Origin of the sequence: uncultured Cocleimonas sp., assembly GCF_947495625.1 — a bacterium.
Classification (GTDB): Bacteria; Pseudomonadota; Gammaproteobacteria; order Thiotrichales; family Thiotrichaceae; genus Cocleimonas.
The window spans coordinates 1-24540 of sequence record NZ_CANLZW010000052.1; the positions used below are offsets into that span (position 1 = coordinate 1).

Below are 24540 nucleotides of genomic sequence, written 5' to 3' on the forward strand. Positions count from 1 at the left end.
CCGAATATATGGAAGCAAATCTATCCCTGTCAAAACGGTTGAATATTATTTTGCAAAAATGGAGGAGACCATATATGTGGGGTGTCTTTAGATTTTAATATATTGATATATCTTGGTTTAGCTTGGATTGGGAATGAAATACCCACAAAAAAGGCCCGTAGCGTAAAACACTACGGGCCTTTATGTATTTGGCTCCTCGACCTGGACTCGAACCAGGGACCAATAGATTAACAGTCTACTGCTCTACCAACTGAGCTATCGAGGAATTGTTGGTAATTTCTGATGATCAGTTGATCAACAGAGGCGCGAATTTTACTGTCTGATTTTAGTGTGGTCAACTACTAATTGACTAAAAGTAGCACCTTTTTTTAAGATGTTATAAATGAAGCCGCTTTTTTGATCACATTGATATCTGCACCAGCCTTATATGCGTTTTCACTAATGTGTCTGCGCCACGCTTTTGCGCCCGCTTCACCGGTGAATAAGCCCAAAATATGGCGGCTCATGTGTTTTAAATTAGCCCCTTCTGCCATTTGCTTTTGCATATAGTCTATATACGCTTCTAACACTTCATGCCTTGTAAGTGGGGGGGGGGCATTTTCACCATAAATGCGCTGATCAACATCAATCATCATATAAGGGTTGTGATAAGCCTCGCGACCGATCATCACACCATCGACATGCTCCAGGTGTTGCTCAGTTTCATCGAGTGTTTTAATCCCTCCATTTATAATAATTTCAAGATGCGGGAATTCTCGCTTCATTTGATAAACGAGTTCGTAATTAAGCGGCGGCACGTCACGATTCTGTTTCGGGCTTAAACCTTTTAACCAGGCTTTGCGCGCATGTACGAGAAATGTCTCACACCCTGCTTCTGAAACGATAGATAAGAAACGATGCAAGCTTTCATATTCTTCCATCTCATCTATGGCGATGCGGTTTTTTACAGTAACTGGAATATCTACCGCAGCCTGCATAGCGTGGACATTTTCGGCAACTAATTCTGGCTCAGCCATCAAGCATGCGCCAAATGCACCGTTTTGTACGCGATCGCTGGGACAACCGACATTGATATTAACTTCGTTGTAACCTTCGTCTTCTGCCATTTTGGCGCAGAGTGCCATCGCTTTTGGTTCACTGCCACCAAGTTGCAATGAAACGGGGTGCTCTTCTTTATTAAATTGCAGATAGCGCTTTGCATCACCATGAATGAGCGCACCTGTCGTCACCATTTCGGTATATAGCATTGCACGTTTAGAGAGCAAACGAAGAAAGGTACGCTCATGCCTGTCTGTCCAATCCAACATCGGTGCAACACAAAAACGTCGATCAGAAAATTTAGCTATGGAAGAGGATGCTGACAAAGTTTTTACCCAGAAAAATCAGGAAATTATGATATGCTTCTGACCTTTTGTAAATCTCAGGTTACAACTATGTCAGGTTACAACTATGGACGTTGGTGAATCAATCCAGACAGGAAACTGGATAGCCTTATTTACTTATATGGGCTTTAGTTTCTTTGCAGGCTTTGTTATTGGCTATGCAACTCGCACCTTTTTGAAGTTTGTATTTTTCATTTCAGGCACTGTTCTTATTTTATTATTTGCGTTGCAATACGCTGATTTAATTCATGTTAAGTGGGAAGCGTTTGAAAACGTTTATAACGGCTTAATCGCATGGATTTCTCCACATCTTGGTGGACTAAAAGGCTTTATTACCGCAAACCTTTCCTCTGCAGCAATGGCAAGTTTGGGATTGTTTTGGGGCTTTAGAAGAAAGAGTTAATACAAAAAAATACCTTAAATTAGGGCTGGCTTAGTATTTATAATACCTTCAAACCTAGTTTAAACTCCGCACATCTTAGATTCCTTATGGAATCTAAGATGGACTTTTCTGGCTCTTGGTGAGCCTAGAAAAGCCACCCCCCTACTTTAAGGCACTTTTTTATTCTGATGCGAATTACTTAGCGCTGACATTTCCCACAGTAAAAAGTAGAACGCTGTCCTTGTGTTATCTGCTTAATCGTTGACTCACAGTTATTACACCGTTCACCCGCTCTTCCGTAAGCATTTAATTCTTGTTTAAAGTACCCCGGCTTACCTTCTACCTGAACAAAATCCTTCAGAGTCGTTCCACCTTGCGCTATCGCTTTCGCCAAGACTATTTTGATTTGCTCTACCAGTTTTTGATATCGCGCTTTAGAAACTTTGCCCGCTTGCCATTTGGGTGATATACCTGACATAAACAACGATTCACAGGCATAAATATTACCTACACCAACGACTACATGACCATTCATAATGAATTGTTTGATGCTCATGCTACGACCACGAGATACTTCGTATAAATAGTCAGCGTTGAAATCATCGCTTAAGGGCTCAGGGCCTAAAGAGCGAATCAGCTTGTGTTTGAGTGGGTTTTGCTGCGTCCATAAAACCGCACCAAAACGCCTGGGGTCGTGCAGCCTGACTGTTTTACCCGTATCCATAATAAAATCGACATGATCATGTTTTTCTGGTTCGAGACCATCATCGACAATGCGCAAACTTCCAGACATACCTAAATGGATGATGGCCGTACCCGCACTGGTTTCTAACAGAATATATTTTCCACGACGGCGCACAGATTCGATCAGTTGCCCTTCCATTTGCGCTATATCCGTTGGCACAGGCCATCGCAGTTTTGGCTGACGTACGACCACTTTAGCGACGGTTTGTTGATGCGTGTAAGGCTTGATGCCTTTGCGCGTGGTTTCAACTTCGGGGAGTTCTGGCATAAATCCTTTATTTCATTTCTAGCGGTTTAAATGAAGAAGCACCTGATTCAAGTAACCCTGAAACAGTTTCTGAGATGAGATACATCTTATCTCCTTTAAGCACATAACGCTTTTGTGCGACGTCATTATAGTCACCAAAAACCAATTTCACTCCATTAAAGCTAACGCTGAGATTATCTTTATCTAAACCAAAATCCGCTAGATTCTTATCAGAAATGTCGTAATGGGTATCCGCATTTTCGGATAACAAAGTAAACAGATGCCTAACTTTTTCTTCATCCGCATCAAACTGTTCGGGCTTGGTTACCTTCCATTTCCCTTCTGTATTTTTTAGGACAACGTCTTCTTGTCCTTCAACATGGATGACGATATCTGTTGCTTCATCACCGATACTCGTATCGTAAAGCGTTGTATACAGTTCTTTTTCATCTTCTCGCAGTATGATAAAGGCAGCTAACGCAGCGACAACAATCAACAAGATGAAATTTTGAACAAGGCGTTTACTGTTTGGGCTTAGCATTTCTATTATCTACTACTGCTTTTTAACTGCGGGCTTTTCGCCTTCTTTAGCGACTGCTTTTACAGGTTCTGCCACACCGTATGTCATCACCATTCTATCTTTGCTTGCAGGCGATTGCAGTGTGAATGAAATATGCTTTAGCAAAGCGCCAGCCTGATCATAGATATACACCTTGTTACCAATTTTGGTATATACGCAGTCTCGCATTTCGTGCGCATCAACTGGGCTTAGGTATTTATAATTACACTGCCCATTTGGGTCAAAACCAAACTCCATACGAAAACGGCTTGGCGGGAATTGTCTACTGTCTTTTACCCTGAAAATATTAGGCGTTTTCTGACCATTTTGCTCTTCGAAAGAGTGTACCCAGTGCGCATAAAAATTGGTGTTTGTTGGGATGCTTGCTGCTCCCCCACTCGTTGTATCCCCTGAACCTGCGCACGCAGTTAACACAAATGCACCTAAGAGAACTGTCATTTTCTTTGCGGTATTCTTCATTCTGTTTCCCCTTTTTTATTTTACGTTTATACAGCTTTGATTAAAACAATGCGATAAGCCTTATTTTAAGATCAGCGTTTTCTTCGTTTATGCCAACGTAGCGTCCCAATTAATAACAATAGTAGCGGCAAGCCCAGCCACAACATTGCTAAACCTATTCTTCCGGCAGTTGATAAATTTAAGGTAGTCCCTGGCGCAACTTTAGCTTTTATTGACAATAGGTCATCATCAACACTCAGCCAATTAAAGATATTGCTCGCCAACTCCAGGTTACTGCCCTGACCGATATAGCTGTTCAACATAAAGTCGCTATCACCAACCACCAGAACACGTTGTTCTTTTATTTGTTTGTTTTGCATTGCTTGCTTAGCTTCCTCTTCGTCATCTACTGTTTCAGACGGGGAAGCCTCATCGCTAAGATCAACATCGCGCGTTAATGCCATCGCAATATCTAGTGGCCCGGGTTTATCTGCATCATCATCGAACTTTACATTACCTTGAATATAACCAGATTCCATCCAGCTTGTTGGTAGTGTCGTGAGTAATGGTTGATATTGCCACCCCCCCACTTTGGGGCCATTTTCTGGGTCTCTGCTTTTGATGGATTCATCTCGTTGAATAGGCGTAGCAAAAGGAAATAAGGTATGCGCCGCTAACTTAGTTGTTAACGCTGATGGCCCATAATCAATAATTGCAATCGCCGCCGGATGCTGAATACCCAGCATTTCCTGTAAAGCGGTGTTCGCATCCAACAAAGTACCTTCGTTCATTTCCAGACCGAGTTGCTGTTCGATGTTATCTAAACCGTGCAAACTACCTGGTTCGTGTAGCCACAGAAGATTGCCGCCCTGCTTTAGGTATTCAGCAATGATCTTAACTTCGCCTTCTAAAAATTCTTTTTGCGGTGCTGCCAATACCACGAAGCTCGCATTTTGCGGCAGGCTTTGAGTACGAAGAATATTATGCGGCTGCAATAAAAAGCCTTTCTGTTCCAGCACTTTTGCCAGATCAGACATTCCCGTTGATTTGTCGCTGTATGGCGTACGTTCGTTATGCCCTTCGACGAAAACCACTAAACGCGGCTCTGTTCGAGAAAGACGCTGCAATACATCCAGCATCGTTTGTTCATCAACCGAGTTAACTTTCTCGCTATTCTCTCCGAGCTTAACTAATAACTGGCCACTGTATTCAATGCCATCTTGCTTTGCTCGCGCAGGATCGAGATCAGGATTGATGATCTCTAACTTGATATTGTCATTGTACTTTTTGTATTTATCGATCAACTGCCTTAAGTTGGTATGCACCACTGCATCATCAGGCACATAAGCAGTTAATGAGATAGGCTTATCTATTCTTTTAAGTAGCTGTTGCGTGGTTTGGCTTAATGAGTTTCGCTGAGTTTGGGTGGCATCAAAACCTTTGTGATAGGTTTTTCCAAGCCACGCCATCAAGCCAATAATAACCACAAATAACACAGAGAAAATGACGTTCTGGATGCGTAAGGCGATATGAGATTTATTAGACATGATTACTAACCCAGAAGCCTGTCATTATCGAGTTTACGAATCGATAATATGATAAATCCGACAATGAACAGTAGGTAGTAAACAATATCGCTGCTATCAATGATACCTCTGACAAAAGTCTCAAAATGACTAAAGTGCGACAGGTAAATAAACAACTCACTACTGTTTGATTGCGACCCTCCTGACAGATACAGCACCACCAGAAACATCAGTAAACCAAAGCTACTTATCGCTGCAATAATCGGCTGACTGGTTAAGCTTGAAAGGAACAATCCCGCTGCTGCAAATGATGCTAGCAGTAAAAACAAACCAAGCGTAGACGATATAATAATTCCCCAATCCAGTTCTGTACCGAAAGAAAGAGCGATTGGCATGAGGCTAATCATCAGAATAAATAACACAACAAATAACAACACACCCCCGTACTTTCCGAGCACTATTTGCGTGGAAGAAACTGGTGATGATTTCAATAACGTCAGTGTTTTGTTCATGCGTTCTTCGGCGAACAAACGCATTGTCATGATCGGCATAACGGCCAGCATGATAATACCCGCCCATAGATATACCGGCGAAACGATAAAGAAGGTTGCTCCTGGCGCATTGTCGGCAGTCGCCATTTGCTGTTGAAATACCGCGACAAACTCATCAACCCTAGAGAGAAAAATCATCGCCAGAATGAATTGCAATATTGCTAAAACACTCCACGCTAATGGAGAGTTAAACATGCGTTTAAATTCGCTAATGGCAATGGTTGAGATTTTATTTAAGCCTAAACTCATGATAGATCTACCTCATCGGCTTCGCGCTTTTCATCAGTAGGCATATCAGAATCGGTATGCACCAGATTCATAAATATCTGCTCTAAGGTTTCGGTTTTAGGGGTTAACTCAGTGAGCTCCCAGTTGTTTGCAACAGCGAGCTTGAAAATGTCAGCAGGATTAATTTGCTGTGAGTCATTCTTAGAGCCCTTCAGTAAAAACTGATTATTTTCCAAGGCTTCTACACTGGCGACGCCATCGATACTATCCAGCTTGCTTTTATCAATTGCCTGACTAAAGCTGACAATAAGTTCGGACGCTCTTTCTGAATGCGCCATCGCACTAAAGGAGTCGGCGAAAACGGTTTGCCCTTGATGAATAATCTGCACACGATCACAGACTGCCTGCACTTCAGGCAAAATATGGGTCGAAAGAATCACACTGTGATCATTACCGAGCTCTCGAATCAGCTCTCGGATTTGTCTGATTTGAATCGGATCTAAACCAACCGTTGGCTCATCCAGAATCACCACATCGGGTTTATGCAAAATGGCTTGAGCAATACCAACGCGTTGTTGATAGCCTTTGGATAGATTGCCAATGAGTTTATCCGGCACCGCATGCAGACCACATCGATCCATCGCTTCGTCTACCACAGCTTTTCTTTGCGCTTTTGCAACATCGTGCAAAGCAGCGCAATAAGCCAGATATTCTCGTGGCGTCATATCGCGATAAACAGGAGGTTGCTCTGGCAAATAACCAATGGAGCTTTTTGCCGTCTCTGGCTCATCAATCAAACTAACACCATTGATTATGATTTCGCCCGAGCTTGGGGATAGATTTCCCGTGAGCATTTGCATCGTACTGGATTTGCCAGCACCATTTGGCCCGAGCAAGCCGAGTACCTCACCTTTTTGAATAGTCAGGTGAACATCTTTAACTGCGTGATATTTTCCGTAATAGCGATTTAAAGCCGTCGCTTTAATCAGAGCTTCAGTGCTCATTGTTTCCCCGTATCTCTAGCCTAGAGAATTTTTTTATTATCTAACTGATTATAGCAAGCCACTGTTTAAAACACACCCCCCTACTTTAAGGGCATTTTTTAAGAATGCTAGTAAATAACGGGCTCATCTCCATGTGGTACAACATCATCATCTTCTTCCGGATCAACATTACTCTGGAACGTTTCATAGACCGTTTCCGCTTCCTCAAGTTCATCAAAACGTGCAATATGAAAAATTGCTTCGCCTTCATGCACTAAAGGCAATGTTGTTCTGCCGATAACCATGCCGCTCACTGGGGAAATAACTTCTTGTTCAACCTCGCCAAAAGGGTCAGATACATAACCAAGTACATCGCCTTTATTGATCCTATGCCCCATAGGATTGGTAGAACGTAATATACCGCTTTGTGGCGCACGCACCCATTTACTGGAATGCGCAATGGCGGGTTCCATTTTGACCTTTTTACGAGAAGCTGCAAGCATGCCAATCTTGCGCATTACATTGATGATTCCACTAACCCCAGCGCGTATTGAAATTTCATCGTATCTTAGTGCTTCGCCCGCCTCATAGAGTAAAACTTGAGTACCAGATCCTGATGTTGCTTCTCGCATAGAGCCTTCTCGCAAAGGCGCGTCAAGAATCACTGGCGCACCAAAAGCAAGTGCCAGCTCTTTAGTTTCTTCGTTATCCAGTAAGGCTCTTATTTGCGGTAAATTATCTCTGGAGATTGCCGCCGTATGCAGATCAATTCCGTAATCGCAACGATCACAAATATTATTTAGAAATACGTGAGCGAGTTTTGATGCCATCGAGCCTTTTTCCGACCCCGGAAAAGACCGATTAAGATCACGCCGATCGGGAAGATACCGTGACTTATTGATGAAACCATAAACATTTACAACCGGCACAGTAATCAACGTCCCTTTGAGACGTCTCAAGGTCTTGTCATTTTTCAGTCGACGAATAATTTCTACGCCATTAATTTCATCACCGTGAACTGCAGCACTGACAAACATAATAGGCCCAGCTTCTTTTCCACAGGCAACATGTACAGGCATATGTATGTTTGAATGGGTATAAAGTCCGGGTAAAGGCAATTCAATATATTGACTTTCACCCGGCTTGACTGTGACCTTTCCTAATTTAAAGGATTTGTTAGTTGGCTTTTTTGCCATTGTTAGCCCTTGCCCCGTGTTTTGGTTTTGCCAAGCTTACCATTTTTTTCAATAAACTCGATGATCATTCCTGCAACGTCCTTACCGCTTGCTCCCTCTATTCCTTCCAGACCTGGAGAAGAGTTAACTTCCATTACCACTGGACCATTATTAGAACGCAATAGGTCAACACCACACACATTCAAACCCATGGTTTTTGCCGCTTTTACCGCTGTCGCACGTTCTTTTGGGGTAATTTTAATCAGTTCAGCTGATCCGCCACGATGTAAATTCGAACGAAACTCACCCGGAGCACCTTGGCGCTTCATCGCCGCAACCACTTTATCGCCAATCACAAAACAGCGAATATCTGCGCCTTTTGCTTCTTTAACAAACTCCTGAATGAGTATGTTTGCCTTAACTCCCATAAAGCCTTCAATAACACTTTCAGCTGCTTTTTGAGTTTCAGCCAGGACCACCCCAATACCTTGAGTGCCTTCCAGTAATTTAATAACCAAAGGCGCGCCACCCACAAGTTTAATCAAATCTTTAACATCATCAGGCTTGTTAGCAAACCCGGTCACCGGAAGACCAACACCTTTACGTGAAAGTAATTGCATAGAGCGAAGCTTGTCACGAGATCGCGTTACCGCAACCGATTCATTGAGAGGGTAAATACCCATCATTTCGAATTGTCGTAACACCGCCGATCCGTAGAATGTTACTGATGCACCAATTCTTGGAATTACCGCATCAAAACCTTCAAGATTTTCGCCACCCAAATGAATAGTAGGATTATTCTGTTCGATATTCATATAGCAACGCAAAGCGTCGATGACCTGAACTTCATGCCCTCTGCTTTCTGCAGCTTCGACTAAGCGTCGGGTAGAATACAATCTTTTATTGCGTGATAAAATTGCGATTTTCATAGTTACACCTACTTGTGTTTTCAAAATAAATTTGCCGTTTAAAGTAAACAGCATCAAAAGAAAAAGGAAAGCCGCAATGATTTGATTCATTGCGGCTACCTTGCGGACCAACTTTTAAAATTTGTTAATGTACTTGTTGCTCAAGTACTTCTTATTAATCCACTTACTTAATAATGAGCTTACTTAGCTTTATTCCAGCCTTGTAAACCATCCATTAAGTTACGTACATTTGTGTAACCCATGTTTTGCAATGTATGTGCTGCAAGTCCGCCACGGATACCTTTAGTGCTGATAATTATGATAGAAGCATCTTTGTTAGGTAGCTTTTCATAAGCTTCAACTTCAAGGAAGTTACGCGGAATATTCAACGTTACACCTTCAATGCCAGGTGCTTTTGCGAATTCACTTTTTTGGCGAATATCCAGCATTGTCATCTTATCGCCTCGCTCTAAAAGTTCTTTCAAACGAGCTGACTTAATGTGCGTAGTGTTTTCCATAATTGACTGGATGTAAGGGTTCTGCGAAAAGATGTAGATTGAAGTGTCACTCACTGTGCGATTCACTTCTGCATCTTTAGAATCATCTTCAGATGACTTCATTTCAGCCGCTTTCTTTTCAACAGTCGCAGGCTTAACATCTTTAACAGCGTCGTCACCTTCACCCTGACCCAGAGTTGGAGCAGTTGATTCACTAAGCTTAGCCTTCTCTTTAACAGTACTAACTGTTTTCTTTACAGCGCCTTTTACTGCGCCAGCAACACCCGTTACTAACTCTTTGCCTTCAGTCACTAAACTCTTGCCTTCAGCTGAGATAACTTCTTCAGTATCAGTAGCTTCACCTGTCGCAGTTGTTTCATCTGCATGAGCTACTGCCAAGTTCAACACTGCAGCTAAAGTCAATACAGATAGAAATATGTTTGTTTTCATAATCGAACTCCTTAAGTACGTTATTTGTTTCTTAAAAATTTGAAATCACAAAATGTGATCTCTTATTACTTAGACGGAGTGATTTATTCGTAAGTCACATTTATTTTTAAAAAAATAAAAAACTTTAATCCATTCTTTCTACAAACTTTTTTAGTATTTGTTGTATTAACCATCAAATTATGAACATGCAGAGAGTATTTACCCCTTAGCTGTAGTAATTTGTCGTAGTAACAACAATAATAGATGTGACTTTTTGCTTCGAAGTCTCGTCTAAATCACATTAAAGAAATAAAAACAGGGTTTTATTATGGATCATGGTATTTTTGGCATTGTTACCATTCTTTTGTTATTAGCAATTAATGCATTTTTTGTAGCGGCAGAATTTGCTTTGGTAAAAGCCAAAAGTTTCCGCATTAACTTAATGGCTGAACAAGGCAGCAAATCTGCTTTGTTAACTCAGCGTATTCAAAATAATCTCGAATCGTATCTCGCTGCCTGCCAACTCGGTATTACCATGGCCTCCCTAGGACTAGGTTGGGTCGGTGAGCCTGTGGTTGCCGCTTTACTTGAGCCAGTTTTCCATACCATCGGGGTTCCTCAGCAATTACTTCACCCTATTTCTTTTATTCTTGGATTTCTGATCTTTTCATCTTTACACATTGTTGTCGGTGAACAAGTTCCAAAAACCTTTGCGATTCGCAAGGCCGAGCCCGTTTCGATGTGGACTGCATATCCACTGCACTGGTTTTACTTATTAGCTTACCCACTTAACTGGCTATTAAACAAAGCGTCAGGATCTATATTGGCATTGTTTAATGTTCAGGAGGCAACGCACGCAGACGTACTTTCAGATGATGAGATTAGAGGCATTATCGACACTTCTGAAAAACATGGAGATTTAGCCAGCGATAAAGCGGTGATGTTGCAAAACATGTTTGAGTTTGATTCGCATAAAGTTGAACAAATAATGCTTCCGCAAAATGAAGTTGAAGGAATCGACTTGCAACAGTCGTGGGAAACCAACCTGGATAAAATTCGTCACACTAAGCATTCTCGTTTTCCTGTTTTTGATGGTGACCCGGATACACCTGTTGGAATTTTGCTAGTAAAGGATTTATATATCGAACTTATCGATAACAATAATCCTCTCGATCCCATGCAGATTATAAAAGACAATGTGCGCAAGGCGTTATTGGTGCCTGAATCACAGCCAATTTCCTTGTTGCTGGAAGCAATGCGAGGCAACCGTTCTCATATGGCTTTGGTGATGGATGAATATGGAAGTTTCTCGGGTATTGTAACGATGGAAGATATGCTTGAAGAAATCGTAGGAGAAATTGCCGACGAGCAAGATATCGACGAACCCGATGCTCCCGCTCGGTGGGTAATAGATCATTGGGAGACCGACGGGCTTGTTTCAATGATGGATCTAGAGCGGGTGGTGAATATCGATTTCCCCGATGAGGTCGATGCGAACACCATTACGGGTTTATTCATGACTCACTTGAATCGTATGCCACGCTCTGGAGATGAAATTGAACAATCGGATTTACGCTTTTTAGCGCTGGATGTTCATAATAATCGCGTCGGTAAAGTGCAAATATACCCATTAAATGATTTGGTTTCTCCAAATAATCCGCCTGATGAAGATACGGATTCGAGTGACAATACAGATACTGATGACCCTGCAGTACCTGCAAATACGTAATAGATAGATTAATAATAATTTGAAATAAATGAGTTAAAAAAATTAGGAATCCTCCATGACAGAAGTAAATACACTTATAGCCAATACCCAGAGCCTAACTGATTCTGTATTGGAGGCATTGGAGCATAATAATCAAGAATTACTGAATAACATATTTCTAAACCTGGAAGCATCTGAGATTGTGCATTTATTAGAGTCTATTCCTGACTCTTTGCGTGGTGCGCTATGGGAATACATACCTGAAGAGTTCAACGGTGAAGTACTTGTTGAGCTAGGTGATGTAGCCAGAATATCGTTAGCCAAATATCTGGATCATGGACAGGTTGTAGAAGCGGTTAGTGATCTAGACACGAACGATCTGGCGGACGTTGTTGATACTTTACCAGATGAATTTGGTGATGCGATTCGTCAATCTCTTGATTTTCATGGATTACAAAACCTTGAAGCCTGTCTAGCATTTGATGAAGGCACTGCTGGGCGACTCATGGAAACAGATGCTATCGCCATACGTTCCGATGTTACTTTAGAAGCCATTTTACGCTACCTAAGAAAGAAAGAGACAATCCCGGAACATACGATGGGATTAATGGTTATCGACCGTGAAGGTTTATATCTCGGCGAATTACCACTATCAAAATTAATCACCAGCTCTCCTGACAAACATGTGTCTGATGTGATGGATACCGAAGCACTTTCAGTACCCCCAGAAATGCCACAAAATGAATTAGCGGTACTGTTTCGTGAGCATGACCTGACCTCAATGCCCGTAGTTGATGAAAACAATAAGTTAATTGGTCGAATTACACTCGACGACATGATCGAGATTCTGGATGAGGAAGCCGATCGCCAGATTCTTGGAGCGGTAGGTCTAGACGAAGAGGAGGATCTTTTCTCCCCAGTATTGCCAAGTGCTAAAAGACGTTTATTCTGGTTAGGCATAAACCTTGCCACTGCTTTTTTGGCTTCCTGGGTTATTGGTCTATTTGAAGGCACTTTAGAAAAAGTAGTCGCGCTTGCGGTACTTATGCCGATTGTTGCCAGCATGGGCGGCATTGCCGGATCACAAACTCTGACGTTAATGATTCGTGGTTTAGCCATGGGTAAAATCAGCTCATCCAATCAACGCTGGCTAGCCTATAAAGAAATTACCATTTCAATCATTAGCGGTATTGTCTGGGCTATTGTGGTTGGATGTATTTCCTATCTCTGGTTTAAAGATATTAGAATCAGCCTTGTTTTAGGTTCAGCAATGATTATCAATCTTGCGGTAGCTGCAGTTGCAGGATTTTCAATTCCTTTGCTGATGAAAAAGGCAGGCATAGACCCAGCCCTTGCAGGTGGAGTTGCACTCACCACAGCAACCGATGTGGTTGGTTTTGTGAGCTTCTTAGGATTGGCTACAATATTTTTGTTGTAGTCTAGCCTTGCCAGGCCTGATTAGCCTGATAAAGAAAGTTAACTCTTATTATTTACAGACTCGTCCGTATCTGAATCTTTTTCGGACTTCTTAAAGGCTTTAAGTTGCTCGCGAATATCATCAATACTCTGTTTTATACTTTTCTTTTCTTCATCTGATGATATTTCGAGCTTTTCCTCATACTCCTCAATCGTGTCTAATAATTGCTGTTTATTATTTTCAATTTGTTCTGCTTTCTCAGCCAAATCAAATACAACGTCTTCCGCAGTTTGGGTAACTTCTTTGGGTTTTTGTATGACATTCGCAGGAATTACTTTTAAATCATCGGGCACTTTTCGCTGATTCATAAAGCTCGGGGACATAATCTCAAACCCACTTCCATGAACACTATCCAATACATAACGACAAAGATTCGAACGTGCTGTTAATAAGCTCTTAACATCAGCCAATACGCCGCTCACTCGATATGTAATTGAGTAATTTCCAAGTTCGAGAACTTGTACAAATGGATCCTCAAGGCCACATTTTTCAGCGGCATCAAGCAACATCGTATCGACTTTCGAATGGTGAATATCGTAGCCCAATGACAGAGTGGTAGAAACGATGGCTCCCGAACTGTGAGTAACAGAAATAGGATGAGTAATCATGAAAGTATTAGGGATTGCAACTAACTCGCGGCTTTCTGTCTGTATTTCTGTATCTAACAAACCACGCTCGACAACACGACCAAAGTGTTCCCCGACGTCTATAAAATCTCCTGTTTTGAAAGGCTTTGTTACTCTAAGCATGAATCCAGACATGAGGTTTGCGAAGATGGTACTGGATGAAAAAGCAATAATCCCAGAAATAACCAAACCCAACAGCGCGAGAATCTGATTCAGTGAACTCTCTTTAACGGGTAGTGTTAGTGCGATTGCCAATATGCCTGCAAAGGTTAATCCCAGCATTAAAAGCTGTCTTGGGAATAGCTTCTCATTTCCAAGCTCAGGATGGCTCGAAATAAATAATTTGTGTGACCCCCAAAGCACCACAATTACAAAAACTGTCATTGCTACAAGGGGTACAAAAGGAGAAATGAAGCCTATAATATTATTCATAGATAACCGTTTTTATTCTTGAGTGAAACCTATTAAAAAACGAAATAAAGTTAAATCATAAGTTGCAGTAATGTTATGCCTAATAGTACACGAACTGCAAACCAGAATAAGAGAACAATATGCCGCTCTCAATTACATCAGTTTACTATTTACTCCCTCTGTTCACCGAGTTAATCACCTAGCTAATAGTAAAATAACACCCTATGATTGTGACAAATCGATCAAGTCGTTTAGATAAAACTTCTAGAAAATTACGCGTTATTGTTATGTGGTCATACGTTCTTCTCATTTTACATATAGGTGTCACCACTGGTTCTGTGGTGCATATTTTAATGCTGCGCCCCAAATCCAGTATCGCGCTCGCATGGATAACGCTTATCATGACTTTCCCTGTTATTGGTGTAGGACTTTACTTCTTAATTGGAGAACGCCGCATTGGTCTTAGTCGCAGCAATAGCATTCAGCAAGTCCGCTCTTATCAAAAGAAATACTCCAGCCTCACTAAAAGCTCGCCAGAAACAATTATTAAGTGGGAAAAACATCCAGAAGCTGCTCAGGCAATGAGCAAACTAGGGCATTCTATGGCAGCTACTTATGCCGTCGCTGGTAATGCATTTGAATTATTCCCTGAGACTCGCTCAGTGTTCATACAAATTCTCAGTGATATCGATGCAGCTAAGCGTAATATTTTCATGGAGTTTTATATATGGAATGAAGGTGGAGATGCGGACAAAGTTGTGTCAGCTTTGATCAATGCTGCTGGACGCGGAGTAAGGTGCCATATTCTGGTAGATGCTATTGGCGCAAGTAAGTGGTGGGGTAGCGCTCAAGCCAAAACATTGGAAAATGCGGGAATCAATTTGCTCAAGGCGCTTCCTGTTGGTTTGTTTAGAACATTAGTGGGTCGTACCGATTTACGTCTGCATCGTAAAATTATCATTATCGATGAGACCATTGCCTGGACTGGCAGCATGAATATGGTTGATCCTGATTTTTTCAAACAAGATTCGGGTGTAGGAAAATGGGTTGATGCGATGGTGCGATTACAAGGTCCTATTGTCATACCGTTGGCAGAAACAGTGATGGGAGACTGGATCGTAGAACATAGTAGCCCCTCTCAAAGTTTCATCACCTCGGTTGACTTTGCGGCAGCTAAAAAATGTGGTGAGTCAACCATGCAGGTTATTGCATCGGGACCCGGTCAAACCAGTGACGCCTTATTACAGATGATACTTGCATTAGTTTATGCAGCCCGCGAAGAAATAGTACTGACAACCCCTTATCTGATCCCAGATGATTCATTACTCGTGGCATTACGCGGAGCAGCAGCACGGGGCGTCAGTGTCACATTGGTCGTGCCTGAAAAAGTAGATTCGTTTTTAACCCGTCATGCCAGTGAATCCTATTTTGAAGAATTACTTACGGCTGGCATTCAAATAGTTCGTTTTCATCAAGGTTTACTGCATACAAAATCCATTTCAGTTGATAATTCTTTATCCATGTTTGGCACAGCCAATATCGATATGCGTAGCTTATGGGTTAACTATGAGGTCACGCTTTTTGTTTACGACAGCGCCTTTACCCGCCAACTTCGATTGTTACAGCAAATGTATATTGAAAACGCAAACTCGGTAGAATTATCAGAGTGGATCAAACGACCATTTTTGAAACAGATTATGCAGAATGCCTTGCGACTTGCCAGCCCATTATTATAGCGCTTTGTTAGAGTCCTTTGTTAGAGTCCTTTGTTAGAGTGCTCCGTTATTACAGCTAATTACTTATTTAAGACACCCCCCTACTTATGAATGATATTACGTTTTTGTTTTTTAAAACGTAAATAGAATTTATGCAGAGCTAGGCCTTTTTTTATCATTACCTGTGCGTTACAAAACAAGCTTATCTTCACTTCTGTTCAGTGTATTTTCTTGTGTATTTAACAGGCATCAATACTCACATAACAGCTCTCAGAAATGTAAAAGTTAAATAGTATTTGCACCCAGTCAAAGTTATTATAATTTGTCAAAGTAGGGTCTACAGGGAAGGTAAAACGTTGACTAAGGAAAAGACTGTAAAAGATTCTGTCGTCATTGCTGAAGTGCAATTGCTTCTTGCGGAAAAACGTACCTCTCTATCTGTGCTTCGAACAGGTATCACTGTGCTTATTCTCCCGTTATCTGTTATGAGTTTCTTGATTGCTACAGAGAAGTACTATGATTTCTTCAACACTTTGCACTTTATGGTACCGTTGCTGTTGCTGAATTTTGCACTGATAGTATTAGGTGCTTATCTTATTTTTCGTTCTCTAAGACGCATGCATCATAATGATTTAATCATCAAACAACTCAAATTAAAACACACCATTATCGGCGAGCTTATCAATTGAGTTTTTTAAACTAAGATGGATTTACAGCAATTGGTGGCTGATTATGGCTACATCAGTGTACTCATCGGCACTTTTCTCGAAGGCGAGACAATCCTGATTATTGCAGGCTTTATGGCACATCGGGGTTATCTGGATTTACCATTGGTGATACTTGCCGCGTTTGCTGGAACGTTGATAGGGGATCAGCTTTATTTTTATATCGGCCGTTTTAAGGGCAATGCATTTCTTGAAAAAAGACCCAAATGGCAACCTAAAGTAAGTCGAGTGCATGCTCTAATGGATAAGCACCAGACATTATTGATACTGGGCTTTCGTTTCATATATGGCGTGCGAACGGTAACACCCTTTATTCTCGGAATGAGTAAGATCTCACCGCTCAAATATTTGTTTTTAAATATCTGTGGCGCACTGCTTTGGGCCATTGTTTTTGGTATAGCGGGGTATTATTTTGGTTTTACACTCGAACTTTTAATGGGCAAAATCAAAAAATATGAAGTTATCATTATTATTGGAATGATTGCCGTGAGTATTCTGATCTGGATACGGTATAAAGTGAAAGAAAAGAAAAATCTCAAGAAAACATAGCTTTATACTTTCTTGAGCAAGACAGCCATAATTATATGAGCACTTCTACAATCAACCTTCTATTTGCAAGCATCGATTCATCAATCGTGAGTAAAAATAAATGATAGAGAATTCAACTAACATATCTGAAAAAGTCGGCATGTCACCGGGCTCTTTGATCCACATTGGCGATATTCATGATCAAGATCAGCTCATCACTATCACCGATTACAACAAAAAGACTTGCGAGGTTATCAACGCTGAATCTATTGATGACATTGTAAAATATAAAGACAAAGACTCCGTTACCTGGGTGAATATAGAAGGCTTAAAAAACATAGAAATTATCGAATCTATCGGAGAGGCGTTTAACATTCACCCACTAGTGCTTGAAGATATTCTAAATACGCATCAACGAGCAAAATTTGAAGACTATGATGACTATCAATACATCGTTCTGAAAGGGCTATTTCTTGAAAACAAAAATTCAACCGTTGTTTATGAGCAAATCAGTATTTTGTTACTCAATAATTTTGTTTTTACCTTTAAGGAAAAAAAGGACGATTTATTCGTACCTATAGAAAAGCGCATTCAAAACAGTAAAAATAGAATAAGAGGTCTGGGTCCAGACTATCTAACCTATGCAATACTAGACAGTGTTATTGACCAGAATTTTGCGTTGCTTGAATCATTAGATGAAATTATCGATTCAATAGAAGAAGAGTTATTAATAAATCCGGCAACGGACACACTAAAACGTATTCAGAATATAAAACGCGAGCTTATTTATATTCGTAGATCGGTTTCACCGTTACGAGAATTATTGAATTCTATACTTAGAGTAGAAAGCACTCTTATTGAAGAAAAAACGCAAATCTATTTTAGAGATGTGTATGACCACGTGTTACGAATTTCAGAAACCATAGAACTGCAAAGAGACATGGTTTACGGCTTGATGGATATGTACCAGACAAGCATCAGCAATAAAATGAATGAAGTGATGAAGGTGCTAACCGTATTCGCTTCGATATTCATTCCGCTTACTTTTATAGCAGGCGTTTATGGAATGAACTTCGAATATATGCCAGAACTTAAATGGCGACTGGCTTATCCTATACTATGGGTTGTTTTCATTGTTGTAGGTATTGGCTTGCTTGTCTATTTCAGAAGAAAAAAATGGTTATGATGCTGATTTTGCACACTGATTTCATACTTTAACCATAATGATCTGGCAATATGATAACTTTATTACGCTTCAACAATGACTTTTAACAATTACTTTTTAACAAATATCAGGATAACTGCATTGCGCAACTTTCAACGCTTATTTTTCTTCATTACAGCTTTTTTGCTATTGGTAGCCTCATTTACACTATTTGCAGAAACCAAAAATGAAATCGATTTACAAAAATCTTTTGATAACATCAACACTCAATTCGAAAGACTAAAAAGAAATGATGGGCTCAGCAGATTAAGGATGCAGGATATTGATGAGGTACAAAAGTCGTTTCCTGCTCTAGACCTCAAGCTGGATGAATGCATTTCAAACAATACAACTCTATCTAACAGCTTAAAAGAAAATATAAAAGTACTTGGGGATAGTCAAAGCGGCGAAGAATCTGACATAAAAACAAAAAGGAAGGAACTCGAAACTCAACAACAAAATGCTGATAATGAATTAAAGCGCTGTAGCCTATTAAAAATTCAGCTTAAGGAAATTATTGATACAACCTCGGAACAACGCCTTGATCTGTTGAAAGAACAATTATTGAGTAAAGAAACTTCGATCTGGTCTGCAATTAAACGGCTCGGCAGCCTTGATATGTTAAATATCGAGAAAGAACTTGAAACAATATTCCCCCTAACTGAGAAATTTTATAATACGCTGAGCTGGCCTCTACTATTACTCGTGTTTGCCGGAATCGGACTAGGGTTGTTATGGAGGCGAAATGCCAGACCAAAGATATCTAAAGAAAAGCATTCTAGTCCTACTTTACTAGCGGCAATCAGAGGAATAAGACGCACTTCACCAGCATTAATAACATTCCTATTTATCTTTCTTTACATGCATACACAAGATGATTCTCAAACCATCCTGATTCAATTTATTAGACTATTATTAATTCTCAGCCTGGCCTTTGCTATCTTGCGTGGACTGTTATTTCCTGATCGTCCCTTCTCATCCACACCCGTCCTTTCAAGAAGTACTATTTTATTACTGGTATGGGGCACTATTCTCTTTAGTGGATTTTGCTCAATATTAAATAATTTTGAAGTCGGGCGTTTCTCAGATTCCATTACACTTTATCTCATCTGGTTAGTATCTTTCACCTTAGGAGCACTTAGTTTTATCGCGCTAGTATGGCTAGCTATTCGTAGTTTCTTTATAAATAAATCTTTCACACCCACACTTTTGATTCCCATAGCAAGTATGGCAATTGCTATTTTTGCCGCCTTTTTTGGCTATCGGAATTTTGCTACGCTCCTCTATTTTGGCACTTTGTTATCAATGATAGTGCTTATCTTTGGATTTACGTTAATGCGCATCAGTAGTGAGGTATTCGATAGCCTCGACCAGGGAAAGCTACCTTGGCAAAAGAAAATTCGTATGGCGATGAGCATTGAGGATAACCGTGCATTTCCGGGAGTTATCTGGCTTCGAATATTGTTCTTCTTTGCCGTTTTATTCACCAGTATTTCTGCCCTAATGTTTATTTGGGGTAGCTCACAACAGCGTATTTCATCGTTATTAAATACCTTGAAAACCGGTATCAATGTTGGCTCGATGAATTTTGATGTTCTCAACATCGTTTATGCTTTATTAGTTCTTATCGTAGCCTTAGGCATGCTACCTTTTATAAAAAACCAGTTGGTTACTAGCTGGTTAAAACATAGCAACCTGAGCCGGGGAGCGAAAGAAGCTACGCAAACATTAGTGGGTTATGTCGGTGTGGCAATTGCGATACTCTGGGCACTGTTTATCTTAGGGGTAAATTTCCAAAACATCGCAATCATCGCGGGTGCCTTGTCAGTCGGTATTGGTTTTGGCTTACAAAATATCGTTAACAACTTTGTGTCTGGTTTGATACTCCTGTTCGAACGTCCTATTCGACGCGGTGACTGGGTCGTTGTAGGAAGCACCGAAGGTTATGTCAGAGACATCAGTATTCGTTCAACAACCATCCAGACGTTCAATCGTGCAGATGTCATTGTTCCCAATTCGGAGCTTATTTCTAATCAGGTAACCAACTGGATGTTAACAAACAATGTTGGCCGCCTTGTAGCCCCTGTAGGCGTTGCCTACGGATCTGATGTAGATAAGGTTATCGAGATTTTAAAATCTATCGCTGCAGAGCATCCTGACGTCATTGCGGATCAACCTGACTATCGCGTACGCGCTTTATTTTTAGAGTTTGGTGATAGCTCATTAAACTTCGAACTTCGTTGCTATGTCAGGAATGTGGATGAGCGCATACTGATTCACAGTGATATTAATCTGAGTATTGATAAAGCCTTCAGAGAGGCAGGCATTGAAATTCCATTCCCTCAAAGAGTGGTACATATGCAAAATGAAGATAAAGATAAAGATGAGACCAGTTGATCATTATTTATTTGCTTATCATCAACTACATTGACACCCCCCTACTTTTAGGCGTTTTTTATTGTTACTGAAAAAATATTACTGCAAAATTTATGTATAAAAAAAGCCCGGATAAACCGGGCTTTTTTGTGATTTTAAATCACTTCTAGTGCTTGAAACTTTCGGGATTTCAAACAACCAAAATAAAGAGGGGGGCTAAAGGAATAACCCCCTAAAAACGTCAGCTACTTAGGAAGATGTAACTGACGGTACTACTGCTACTATTACTTTAAACGGTACTTAACGCCCATTGTTAAACTCTTATCAATCTCGTCGTTACCATTGTTAGAAATGCTGTCATCAAGTTTTGTTAACTTACCTTCAACACCAAGATCTAGCTGGTTAGTCAGGCTGTAGTAAAATGCAGAACTCAATGTGTTAGTTGTAACATCATCTGTGTTGTCAGACGTCGCATAAGCTAAAGTCCACTTGTTTTCCCAATCGATCATATCTGACAACTCATAAGTTAGACTCATTGCGTTGTTGAAGTTATAACCATTGTCATTATCATCTAATGTAGCGGTTGCAATTGCTTCGTTAGAGAATTGAGTCTTGTTATTAATTGGTTTGTGGTATTCAGCGCCTGCTTCTATTGCAGGTTTGCTATCTGAACCATCGTAGTTACTTAATACAGCACCAACACCAGCACGTACTAACCAACCGTTCTTACGTGTAGAAACACGTTCGTTTTCTAGTACATCATAAGTCTGTACAACTGCTCTTGCGTTAAAGTCGCCTTTAACCATGCCAGAAGTTTCGATAACTTTTTGAATGTCCTGTAACCAGTATTGCTTGTAGTCATCAAAACCATATTTAGATTTGTACTCTGACTCTTTATCAACAATTACTGCAACTTGCTGGTAGATGTCATTGCTTGGATCAGCTTTCAAAAAGCCTTCTTCACGAAGCTTTTGCATGATTCTGATTGCATAAGCCATTGGCGTTACGTTAACAACACGGCCATAACCGATACCTGCTGTTGCTTTTGTGAAAGGATCTTCCTGATCTTTCTGAACACCAACTTCACCTTTACCGTACCAGAATGTTGCATTGCTATTCGGTGTGAAGTAGTTGTCTACTGTTGCCGAACCTAATGCCTGATAAGTACTTGAACTCTTATCACCATCATTTCCACCTTTTGAAGATGAACCAGTGCCTAGGAAGTCAATTTTAGTGTTACGGTTTGGTGAACTGAATACTTTTTCATAATCCAAAGTTAGGTCCAGGTTATAACTAGCCTGATCCTGGTTACCGTCATTAGTATTGAAGTTACCTGAAATGTAAGCATCTTCGTACGCAGAAGTCGCTTCTTTGTAGTCAGTGATTAAAGGCTCAGCAAATGCTGTTGTTGCAGCACCTGAGAAAGCCATCATTACGGCAGCAGTTAGTACGTTTTGTTTGTTCATGGTGTAATACCCTTTTTATTTAAATAAACTTTACTCTTTCCTACAAGAGCGTTAAAAATTTCCGAAAAATCATCGGATTCAGTATTTAGACTTAGGCTGATTTCAAAAAGTCACAAAAAAATGTAAAAAAACAACAAATACCCAAACAAATAGATACAATCATCCTTCTGAATTCATTCATGCGGCTAAATACGCGGGCCATATACATATTGGATTCATTAAAAGACATATAAATAAACACCCCATTTAAGCCATTTATTTACCTTTCTCGCACCAATAAGAATGAGAGAGAAGAAACCAGAGAAGAAATTTTGTGACTTTTTTCTTACTAGATGAGTCTCAATACTGTTAAACGATGAAAACGGAACTGAATTTACTCGGCGAAAACGAACTAATCGCTCTGTGCAAAGAACAACTTCCTTATATACCTACAGGTTTTGAGGAACTTGTTAAACGCTATCAGAAAAAAGTGTTTTATCTTTGTAAGCGTTATTTATCTGCTGAAAGTGATGCAGAGGATGCCACGCAGGAAGTCTTTATGAAGGTTTTTCATGCCCTTCAATCTTTTGATAATCGTTCAGCGTTTACCACGTGGTTATTCAGTATTGCTATCAATCATTGCAAAACCTTGTTAGCTAAAAACCAACTGCACAACCAGCGTTATGAATATGGTAATGATCAAGCTGAAAGCGATTATCTGGATGACAACGAAGATAATAGTTCGGATGCCGAAACACTGGATGAGAAGAAATGCATTCAAGAAGTTATTCACAAAATGAAACCGGATGAACGAGATATGATTCTGTTACGTTTCACCAGTGAATTGCCAATTGATGATATTGCGGAAATAATAGGAAAAAAGCTCAGTGCAACGAAAATGGGATTTTATCGTGCTTTAGAAAAATTCAAAGACCTCTATGAAAAATTCTGTCTGTAAAACTAGATAGCTTTTTACTTAATATCAAACGAAGTAGCAATAATGAATCAAGAAGAAAACAAAGAACTGGAATTGCTGGTAAAAAATCTATTTTTGCAAAGCAAGAAGCCGTCAAAAATTACTGCAAAGTCTCGAATCAAATCAATTTTACAAAGAAGCCTTCATGAACTCGCTTTACGTGATGTACTCATCCTGACTAGCAACACCATCTTCGCCATGATTGCCATGCTCTCAATATTTTTAAAACTATTCACCAGTAAAACCTAAACTAGCTACACATAAGTTACCAAGATAAATCACTGATTTTAGAAAATTAACGGACATATTCTCAATGGATAAAAATGCAATTCTCGATATAAGTAAAATAAAAACCACTGTTGTTGATAATCTACACAGCCAATGGGCTGAACTCATTGCTTTTTTACCCAACCTTTTAGGCGCGGCTCTTATTCTGCTGTTTGGTTTAATCATTGCGTTTATTCTGAAAAAGATTGGTAGCTCACTATTTCGTAAAATGGGAATAGATCGAGTCAGTAGAAACGCAGGCGTTTCAGATGTCATGCAAGATGCAGGACTTGCAAAAAGACCTTCCATTCTTGCGGGTAAAATTATCTTCTGGTTAGTTCTGTTTGTGTTTCTGGTACCTGCAGCAAACACTCTGGGTTTAACTGAACTGGTTAATCTTTTCAAAGGCGTCATCAGCTTTCTACCCAAAATCATCACCGCACTAGTCATTATCATTTTTGGAATGATGTTTGCCCAATTTCTGCGTCGTTCTATTATTGAAAAGCCATCTACGATTGGATCGGATTCGGCTAAATCTCTTGGTAATCTAATCTACGGTATTATGGTTACGGTGATTGTTTTAGTTGCGCTGGAACAACTCGATATAGAAACAAAATTATTACACAGCATTATCAAAATAGTCGTAACGGGTGTAATGCTTGCTCTCGCTTTTTCTGTAGGACTAGGTGCTAAAGAAGTCGCACACAATTTACTCTCTGGAATTTATGCTCGCGAGCATTTTAAACCCGGTGAGCAAATAGAAATAGATGAAGTAAAAGGAAATATACAGGAAGTAAGTACCCTTAATACGATCATAGCGGTTTCGGACAATGAAACAGTTTCTATTCCAAACTCTACGTTGTATAGAACGATCGTTAAAATTACTACTTAGTTGATTGTATTCAGAAACCTTTCCCTCTCATAAAAAAGCCTTAAAAGATACTCTGTTCACCGTCAAGTAAATAATCCCATTTCGAATAGAAAAAACTAATGGATCACGATGCTACTAAAT

General features: G+C 40.2%; 23 protein-coding genes and 1 tRNA gene. 11 read left to right on the forward strand and 13 right to left on the reverse strand.

Annotation, left to right across the window (positions count from 1 at the left end; all coding sequences use genetic code 11):
- Window positions 1-189: 189 nt before the first annotated feature.
- Both Q1A31_RS19835 and dusA read right to left on the reverse strand, forming a co-directional pair.
- A tRNA-Asn gene (locus tag Q1A31_RS19835) sits at window positions 190-265 on the reverse strand.
- 103 nt (window positions 266-368) lie between these two features.
- Window positions 369-1364 (reverse strand): tRNA dihydrouridine(20/20a) synthase DusA, encoded by a 996-nt coding sequence (gene dusA / locus Q1A31_RS19840; protein WP_299881163.1) that lies wholly within the window; start codon window positions 1362-1364, stop codon window positions 369-371.
- Between the two features lie 85 nt (window positions 1365-1449).
- Here dusA and Q1A31_RS19845 point away from each other — a divergent pair, with 85 nt between their 5' ends.
- Window positions 1450-1785: an FUN14 domain-containing protein gene (locus Q1A31_RS19845; RefSeq protein ID WP_131904983.1), complete on the forward strand. Its 336-nt coding sequence runs from the start codon at window positions 1450-1452 to the stop codon at window positions 1783-1785.
- A gap of 178 nt (window positions 1786-1963) precedes the next feature.
- Here the strand turns inward: Q1A31_RS19845 and mutM are convergent, their stop codons facing one another.
- From mutM to Q1A31_RS19890, 9 genes are all read right to left on the reverse strand, one after another.
- Window positions 1964-2776 (reverse strand): bifunctional DNA-formamidopyrimidine glycosylase/DNA-(apurinic or apyrimidinic site) lyase, encoded by an 813-nt coding sequence (mutM, locus tag Q1A31_RS19850; RefSeq protein ID WP_299881167.1) that lies wholly within the window; start codon window positions 2774-2776, stop codon window positions 1964-1966.
- Window positions 2777-2783: 7 nt separating this feature from the next.
- Window positions 2784-3296, reverse strand: coding sequence for a DUF4340 domain-containing protein (locus tag Q1A31_RS19855; RefSeq protein ID WP_299881169.1), 513 nt, complete (start codon window positions 3294-3296; stop codon window positions 2784-2786).
- Window positions 3297-3308: 12 nt separating this feature from the next.
- Window positions 3309-3794 (reverse strand): hypothetical protein, encoded by a 486-nt coding sequence (locus Q1A31_RS19860; protein WP_299881172.1) that lies wholly within the window; start codon window positions 3792-3794, stop codon window positions 3309-3311.
- A 71-nt stretch (window positions 3795-3865) separates the two neighbouring features.
- Entirely contained in the window at window positions 3866-5320 is a 1455-nt protein-coding gene (locus Q1A31_RS19865; protein WP_299881174.1) for a GldG family protein, read from the reverse strand.
- Between the two features lie 5 nt (window positions 5321-5325).
- The gene (locus Q1A31_RS19870; RefSeq protein WP_299881177.1) at window positions 5326-6099 is read right to left on the reverse strand and encodes an ABC transporter permease subunit; all 774 of its coding nucleotides are present in this window, start codon (window positions 6097-6099) and stop codon (window positions 5326-5328) included.
- Window positions 6096-7082 (reverse strand): ABC transporter ATP-binding protein, encoded by a 987-nt coding sequence (locus Q1A31_RS19875; RefSeq protein WP_299881180.1) that lies wholly within the window; start codon window positions 7080-7082, stop codon window positions 6096-6098. The genes Q1A31_RS19870 and Q1A31_RS19875 overlap by 4 nt, the downstream gene beginning before the upstream one ends.
- A gap of 107 nt (window positions 7083-7189) precedes the next feature.
- Window positions 7190-8257 carry a succinylglutamate desuccinylase/aspartoacylase family protein gene (locus Q1A31_RS19880; protein ID WP_299881183.1) on the reverse strand — a complete coding sequence of 356 codons (1068 nt, stop codon included), beginning with the start codon at window positions 8255-8257 and terminating at the stop codon, window positions 7190-7192.
- A 2-nt stretch (window positions 8258-8259) separates the two neighbouring features.
- Window positions 8260-9165: a 30S ribosomal protein S6--L-glutamate ligase gene (rimK, locus tag Q1A31_RS19885; RefSeq protein WP_299881225.1), complete on the reverse strand. Its 906-nt coding sequence runs from the start codon at window positions 9163-9165 to the stop codon at window positions 8260-8262.
- 179 nt (window positions 9166-9344) lie between these two features.
- Window positions 9345-10091 carry a rhodanese-like domain-containing protein gene (locus tag Q1A31_RS19890; RefSeq protein ID WP_299881186.1) on the reverse strand — a complete coding sequence of 249 codons (747 nt, stop codon included), beginning with the start codon at window positions 10089-10091 and terminating at the stop codon, window positions 9345-9347.
- Between the two features lie 307 nt (window positions 10092-10398).
- On the opposite strand from Q1A31_RS19890, the gene Q1A31_RS19895 reads away from it, so the two are divergent.
- Together Q1A31_RS19895 and mgtE are read left to right on the forward strand one after the other, a co-directional pair.
- Window positions 10399-11799, forward strand: coding sequence for a hemolysin family protein (locus Q1A31_RS19895; protein WP_299881189.1), 1401 nt, complete (start codon window positions 10399-10401; stop codon window positions 11797-11799).
- Window positions 11800-11854: 55 nt separating this feature from the next.
- A complete protein-coding gene (mgtE, locus tag Q1A31_RS19900; RefSeq protein ID WP_299881192.1) occupies window positions 11855-13216 on the forward strand; it encodes a magnesium transporter in 1362 nt (453 codons plus the stop codon).
- 38 nt (window positions 13217-13254) lie between these two features.
- On the opposite strand, the gene Q1A31_RS19905 is transcribed toward mgtE, so the two are convergent.
- Window positions 13255-14313 (reverse strand): mechanosensitive ion channel domain-containing protein, encoded by a 1059-nt coding sequence (locus Q1A31_RS19905; protein WP_299881195.1) that lies wholly within the window; start codon window positions 14311-14313, stop codon window positions 13255-13257.
- A gap of 203 nt (window positions 14314-14516) precedes the next feature.
- Here Q1A31_RS19905 and cls point away from each other — a divergent pair, with 203 nt between their 5' ends.
- The 5 genes from cls to Q1A31_RS19930 all read left to right on the forward strand — a co-directional run bounded on the left by cls (window position 14517) and on the right by Q1A31_RS19930 (window position 20861).
- Window positions 14517-16028: a cardiolipin synthase gene (gene cls / locus Q1A31_RS19910; RefSeq protein WP_299881198.1), complete on the forward strand. Its 1512-nt coding sequence runs from the start codon at window positions 14517-14519 to the stop codon at window positions 16026-16028.
- Window positions 16029-16363: 335 nt separating this feature from the next.
- Entirely contained in the window at window positions 16364-16696 is a 333-nt protein-coding gene (locus Q1A31_RS19915; protein WP_299881201.1) for a hypothetical protein, read from the forward strand.
- A gap of 15 nt (window positions 16697-16711) precedes the next feature.
- Window positions 16712-17281 (forward strand): DedA family protein, encoded by a 570-nt coding sequence (locus Q1A31_RS19920; protein WP_299881204.1) that lies wholly within the window; start codon window positions 16712-16714, stop codon window positions 17279-17281.
- A gap of 100 nt (window positions 17282-17381) precedes the next feature.
- Window positions 17382-18446, forward strand: a complete 1065-nt coding sequence (corA, locus tag Q1A31_RS19925; RefSeq protein ID WP_299881207.1) for a magnesium/cobalt transporter CorA — start codon at window positions 17382-17384, stop codon at window positions 18444-18446.
- 120 nt (window positions 18447-18566) lie between these two features.
- Entirely contained in the window at window positions 18567-20861 is a 2295-nt protein-coding gene (locus tag Q1A31_RS19930) for a mechanosensitive ion channel domain-containing protein (RefSeq protein WP_299881211.1), read from the forward strand.
- A gap of 263 nt (window positions 20862-21124) precedes the next feature.
- On the opposite strand, the gene Q1A31_RS19935 is transcribed toward Q1A31_RS19930, so the two are convergent.
- Window positions 21125-22306 (reverse strand): DUF481 domain-containing protein, encoded by a 1182-nt coding sequence (locus tag Q1A31_RS19935; protein WP_299881214.1) that lies wholly within the window; start codon window positions 22304-22306, stop codon window positions 21125-21127.
- A 355-nt stretch (window positions 22307-22661) separates the two neighbouring features.
- Between Q1A31_RS19935 and Q1A31_RS19940 the strand changes: the two genes are divergently transcribed.
- From Q1A31_RS19940 to Q1A31_RS19950, 3 genes are all read left to right on the forward strand, one after another.
- Window positions 22662-23243, forward strand: coding sequence for a sigma-70 family RNA polymerase sigma factor (locus Q1A31_RS19940; protein WP_299881217.1), 582 nt, complete (start codon window positions 22662-22664; stop codon window positions 23241-23243).
- A gap of 42 nt (window positions 23244-23285) precedes the next feature.
- Window positions 23286-23510, forward strand: coding sequence for a hypothetical protein (locus Q1A31_RS19945; RefSeq protein WP_299881220.1), 225 nt, complete (start codon window positions 23286-23288; stop codon window positions 23508-23510).
- Between the two features lie 64 nt (window positions 23511-23574).
- Entirely contained in the window at window positions 23575-24420 is an 846-nt protein-coding gene (locus Q1A31_RS19950) for a mechanosensitive ion channel domain-containing protein (protein WP_299881222.1), read from the forward strand.
- The last annotated feature ends 120 nt before the right edge of the window (window positions 24421-24540 follow it).

Excerpts from the sequence above, each read along its gene's own strand:
- Q1A31_RS19845 (WP_131904983.1), top strand. The coding sequence starts at position 1,450 with ATGGACGTTGGTGAATCAATCCAGACAGGAAACTGGATAGCCTTATTT.
- mutM (WP_299881167.1), bottom strand. The coding sequence starts at position 2,776 with ATGCCAGAACTCCCCGAAGTTGAAACCACGCGCAAAGGCATCAAGCCT.
- Q1A31_RS19855 (WP_299881169.1), bottom strand. The coding sequence starts at position 3,296 with ATGCTAAGCCCAAACAGTAAACGCCTTGTTCAAAATTTCATCTTGTTG.
- Q1A31_RS19860 (WP_299881172.1), bottom strand. The coding sequence starts at position 3,794 with ATGAAGAATACCGCAAAGAAAATGACAGTTCTCTTAGGTGCATTTGTG.
- Q1A31_RS19865 (WP_299881174.1), bottom strand. The coding sequence starts at position 5,320 with ATGTCTAATAAATCTCATATCGCCTTACGCATCCAGAACGTCATTTTC.
- Q1A31_RS19870 (WP_299881177.1), bottom strand. The coding sequence starts at position 6,099 with ATGAGTTTAGGCTTAAATAAAATCTCAACCATTGCCATTAGCGAATTT.
- Q1A31_RS19875 (WP_299881180.1), bottom strand. The coding sequence starts at position 7,082 with ATGAGCACTGAAGCTCTGATTAAAGCGACGGCTTTAAATCGCTATTAC.
- Q1A31_RS19880 (WP_299881183.1), bottom strand. The coding sequence starts at position 8,257 with ATGGCAAAAAAGCCAACTAACAAATCCTTTAAATTAGGAAAGGTCACA.
- rimK (WP_299881225.1), bottom strand. The coding sequence starts at position 9,165 with ATGAAAATCGCAATTTTATCACGCAATAAAAGATTGTATTCTACCCGA.
- Q1A31_RS19890 (WP_299881186.1), bottom strand. The coding sequence starts at position 10,091 with ATGAAAACAAACATATTTCTATCTGTATTGACTTTAGCTGCAGTGTTG.
- Q1A31_RS19895 (WP_299881189.1), top strand. The coding sequence starts at position 10,399 with ATGGATCATGGTATTTTTGGCATTGTTACCATTCTTTTGTTATTAGCA.
- mgtE (WP_299881192.1), top strand. The coding sequence starts at position 11,855 with ATGACAGAAGTAAATACACTTATAGCCAATACCCAGAGCCTAACTGAT.
- Q1A31_RS19905 (WP_299881195.1), bottom strand. The coding sequence starts at position 14,313 with ATGAATAATATTATAGGCTTCATTTCTCCTTTTGTACCCCTTGTAGCA.
- cls (WP_299881198.1), top strand. The coding sequence starts at position 14,517 with ATGATTGTGACAAATCGATCAAGTCGTTTAGATAAAACTTCTAGAAAA.
- Q1A31_RS19920 (WP_299881204.1), top strand. The coding sequence starts at position 16,712 with ATGGATTTACAGCAATTGGTGGCTGATTATGGCTACATCAGTGTACTC.
- corA (WP_299881207.1), top strand. The coding sequence starts at position 17,382 with ATGATAGAGAATTCAACTAACATATCTGAAAAAGTCGGCATGTCACCG.
- Q1A31_RS19935 (WP_299881214.1), bottom strand. The coding sequence starts at position 22,306 with ATGAACAAACAAAACGTACTAACTGCTGCCGTAATGATGGCTTTCTCA.
- Q1A31_RS19940 (WP_299881217.1), top strand. The coding sequence starts at position 22,662 with ATGAAAACGGAACTGAATTTACTCGGCGAAAACGAACTAATCGCTCTG.
- Q1A31_RS19945 (WP_299881220.1), top strand. The coding sequence starts at position 23,286 with ATGAATCAAGAAGAAAACAAAGAACTGGAATTGCTGGTAAAAAATCTA.
- Q1A31_RS19950 (WP_299881222.1), top strand. The coding sequence starts at position 23,575 with ATGGATAAAAATGCAATTCTCGATATAAGTAAAATAAAAACCACTGTT.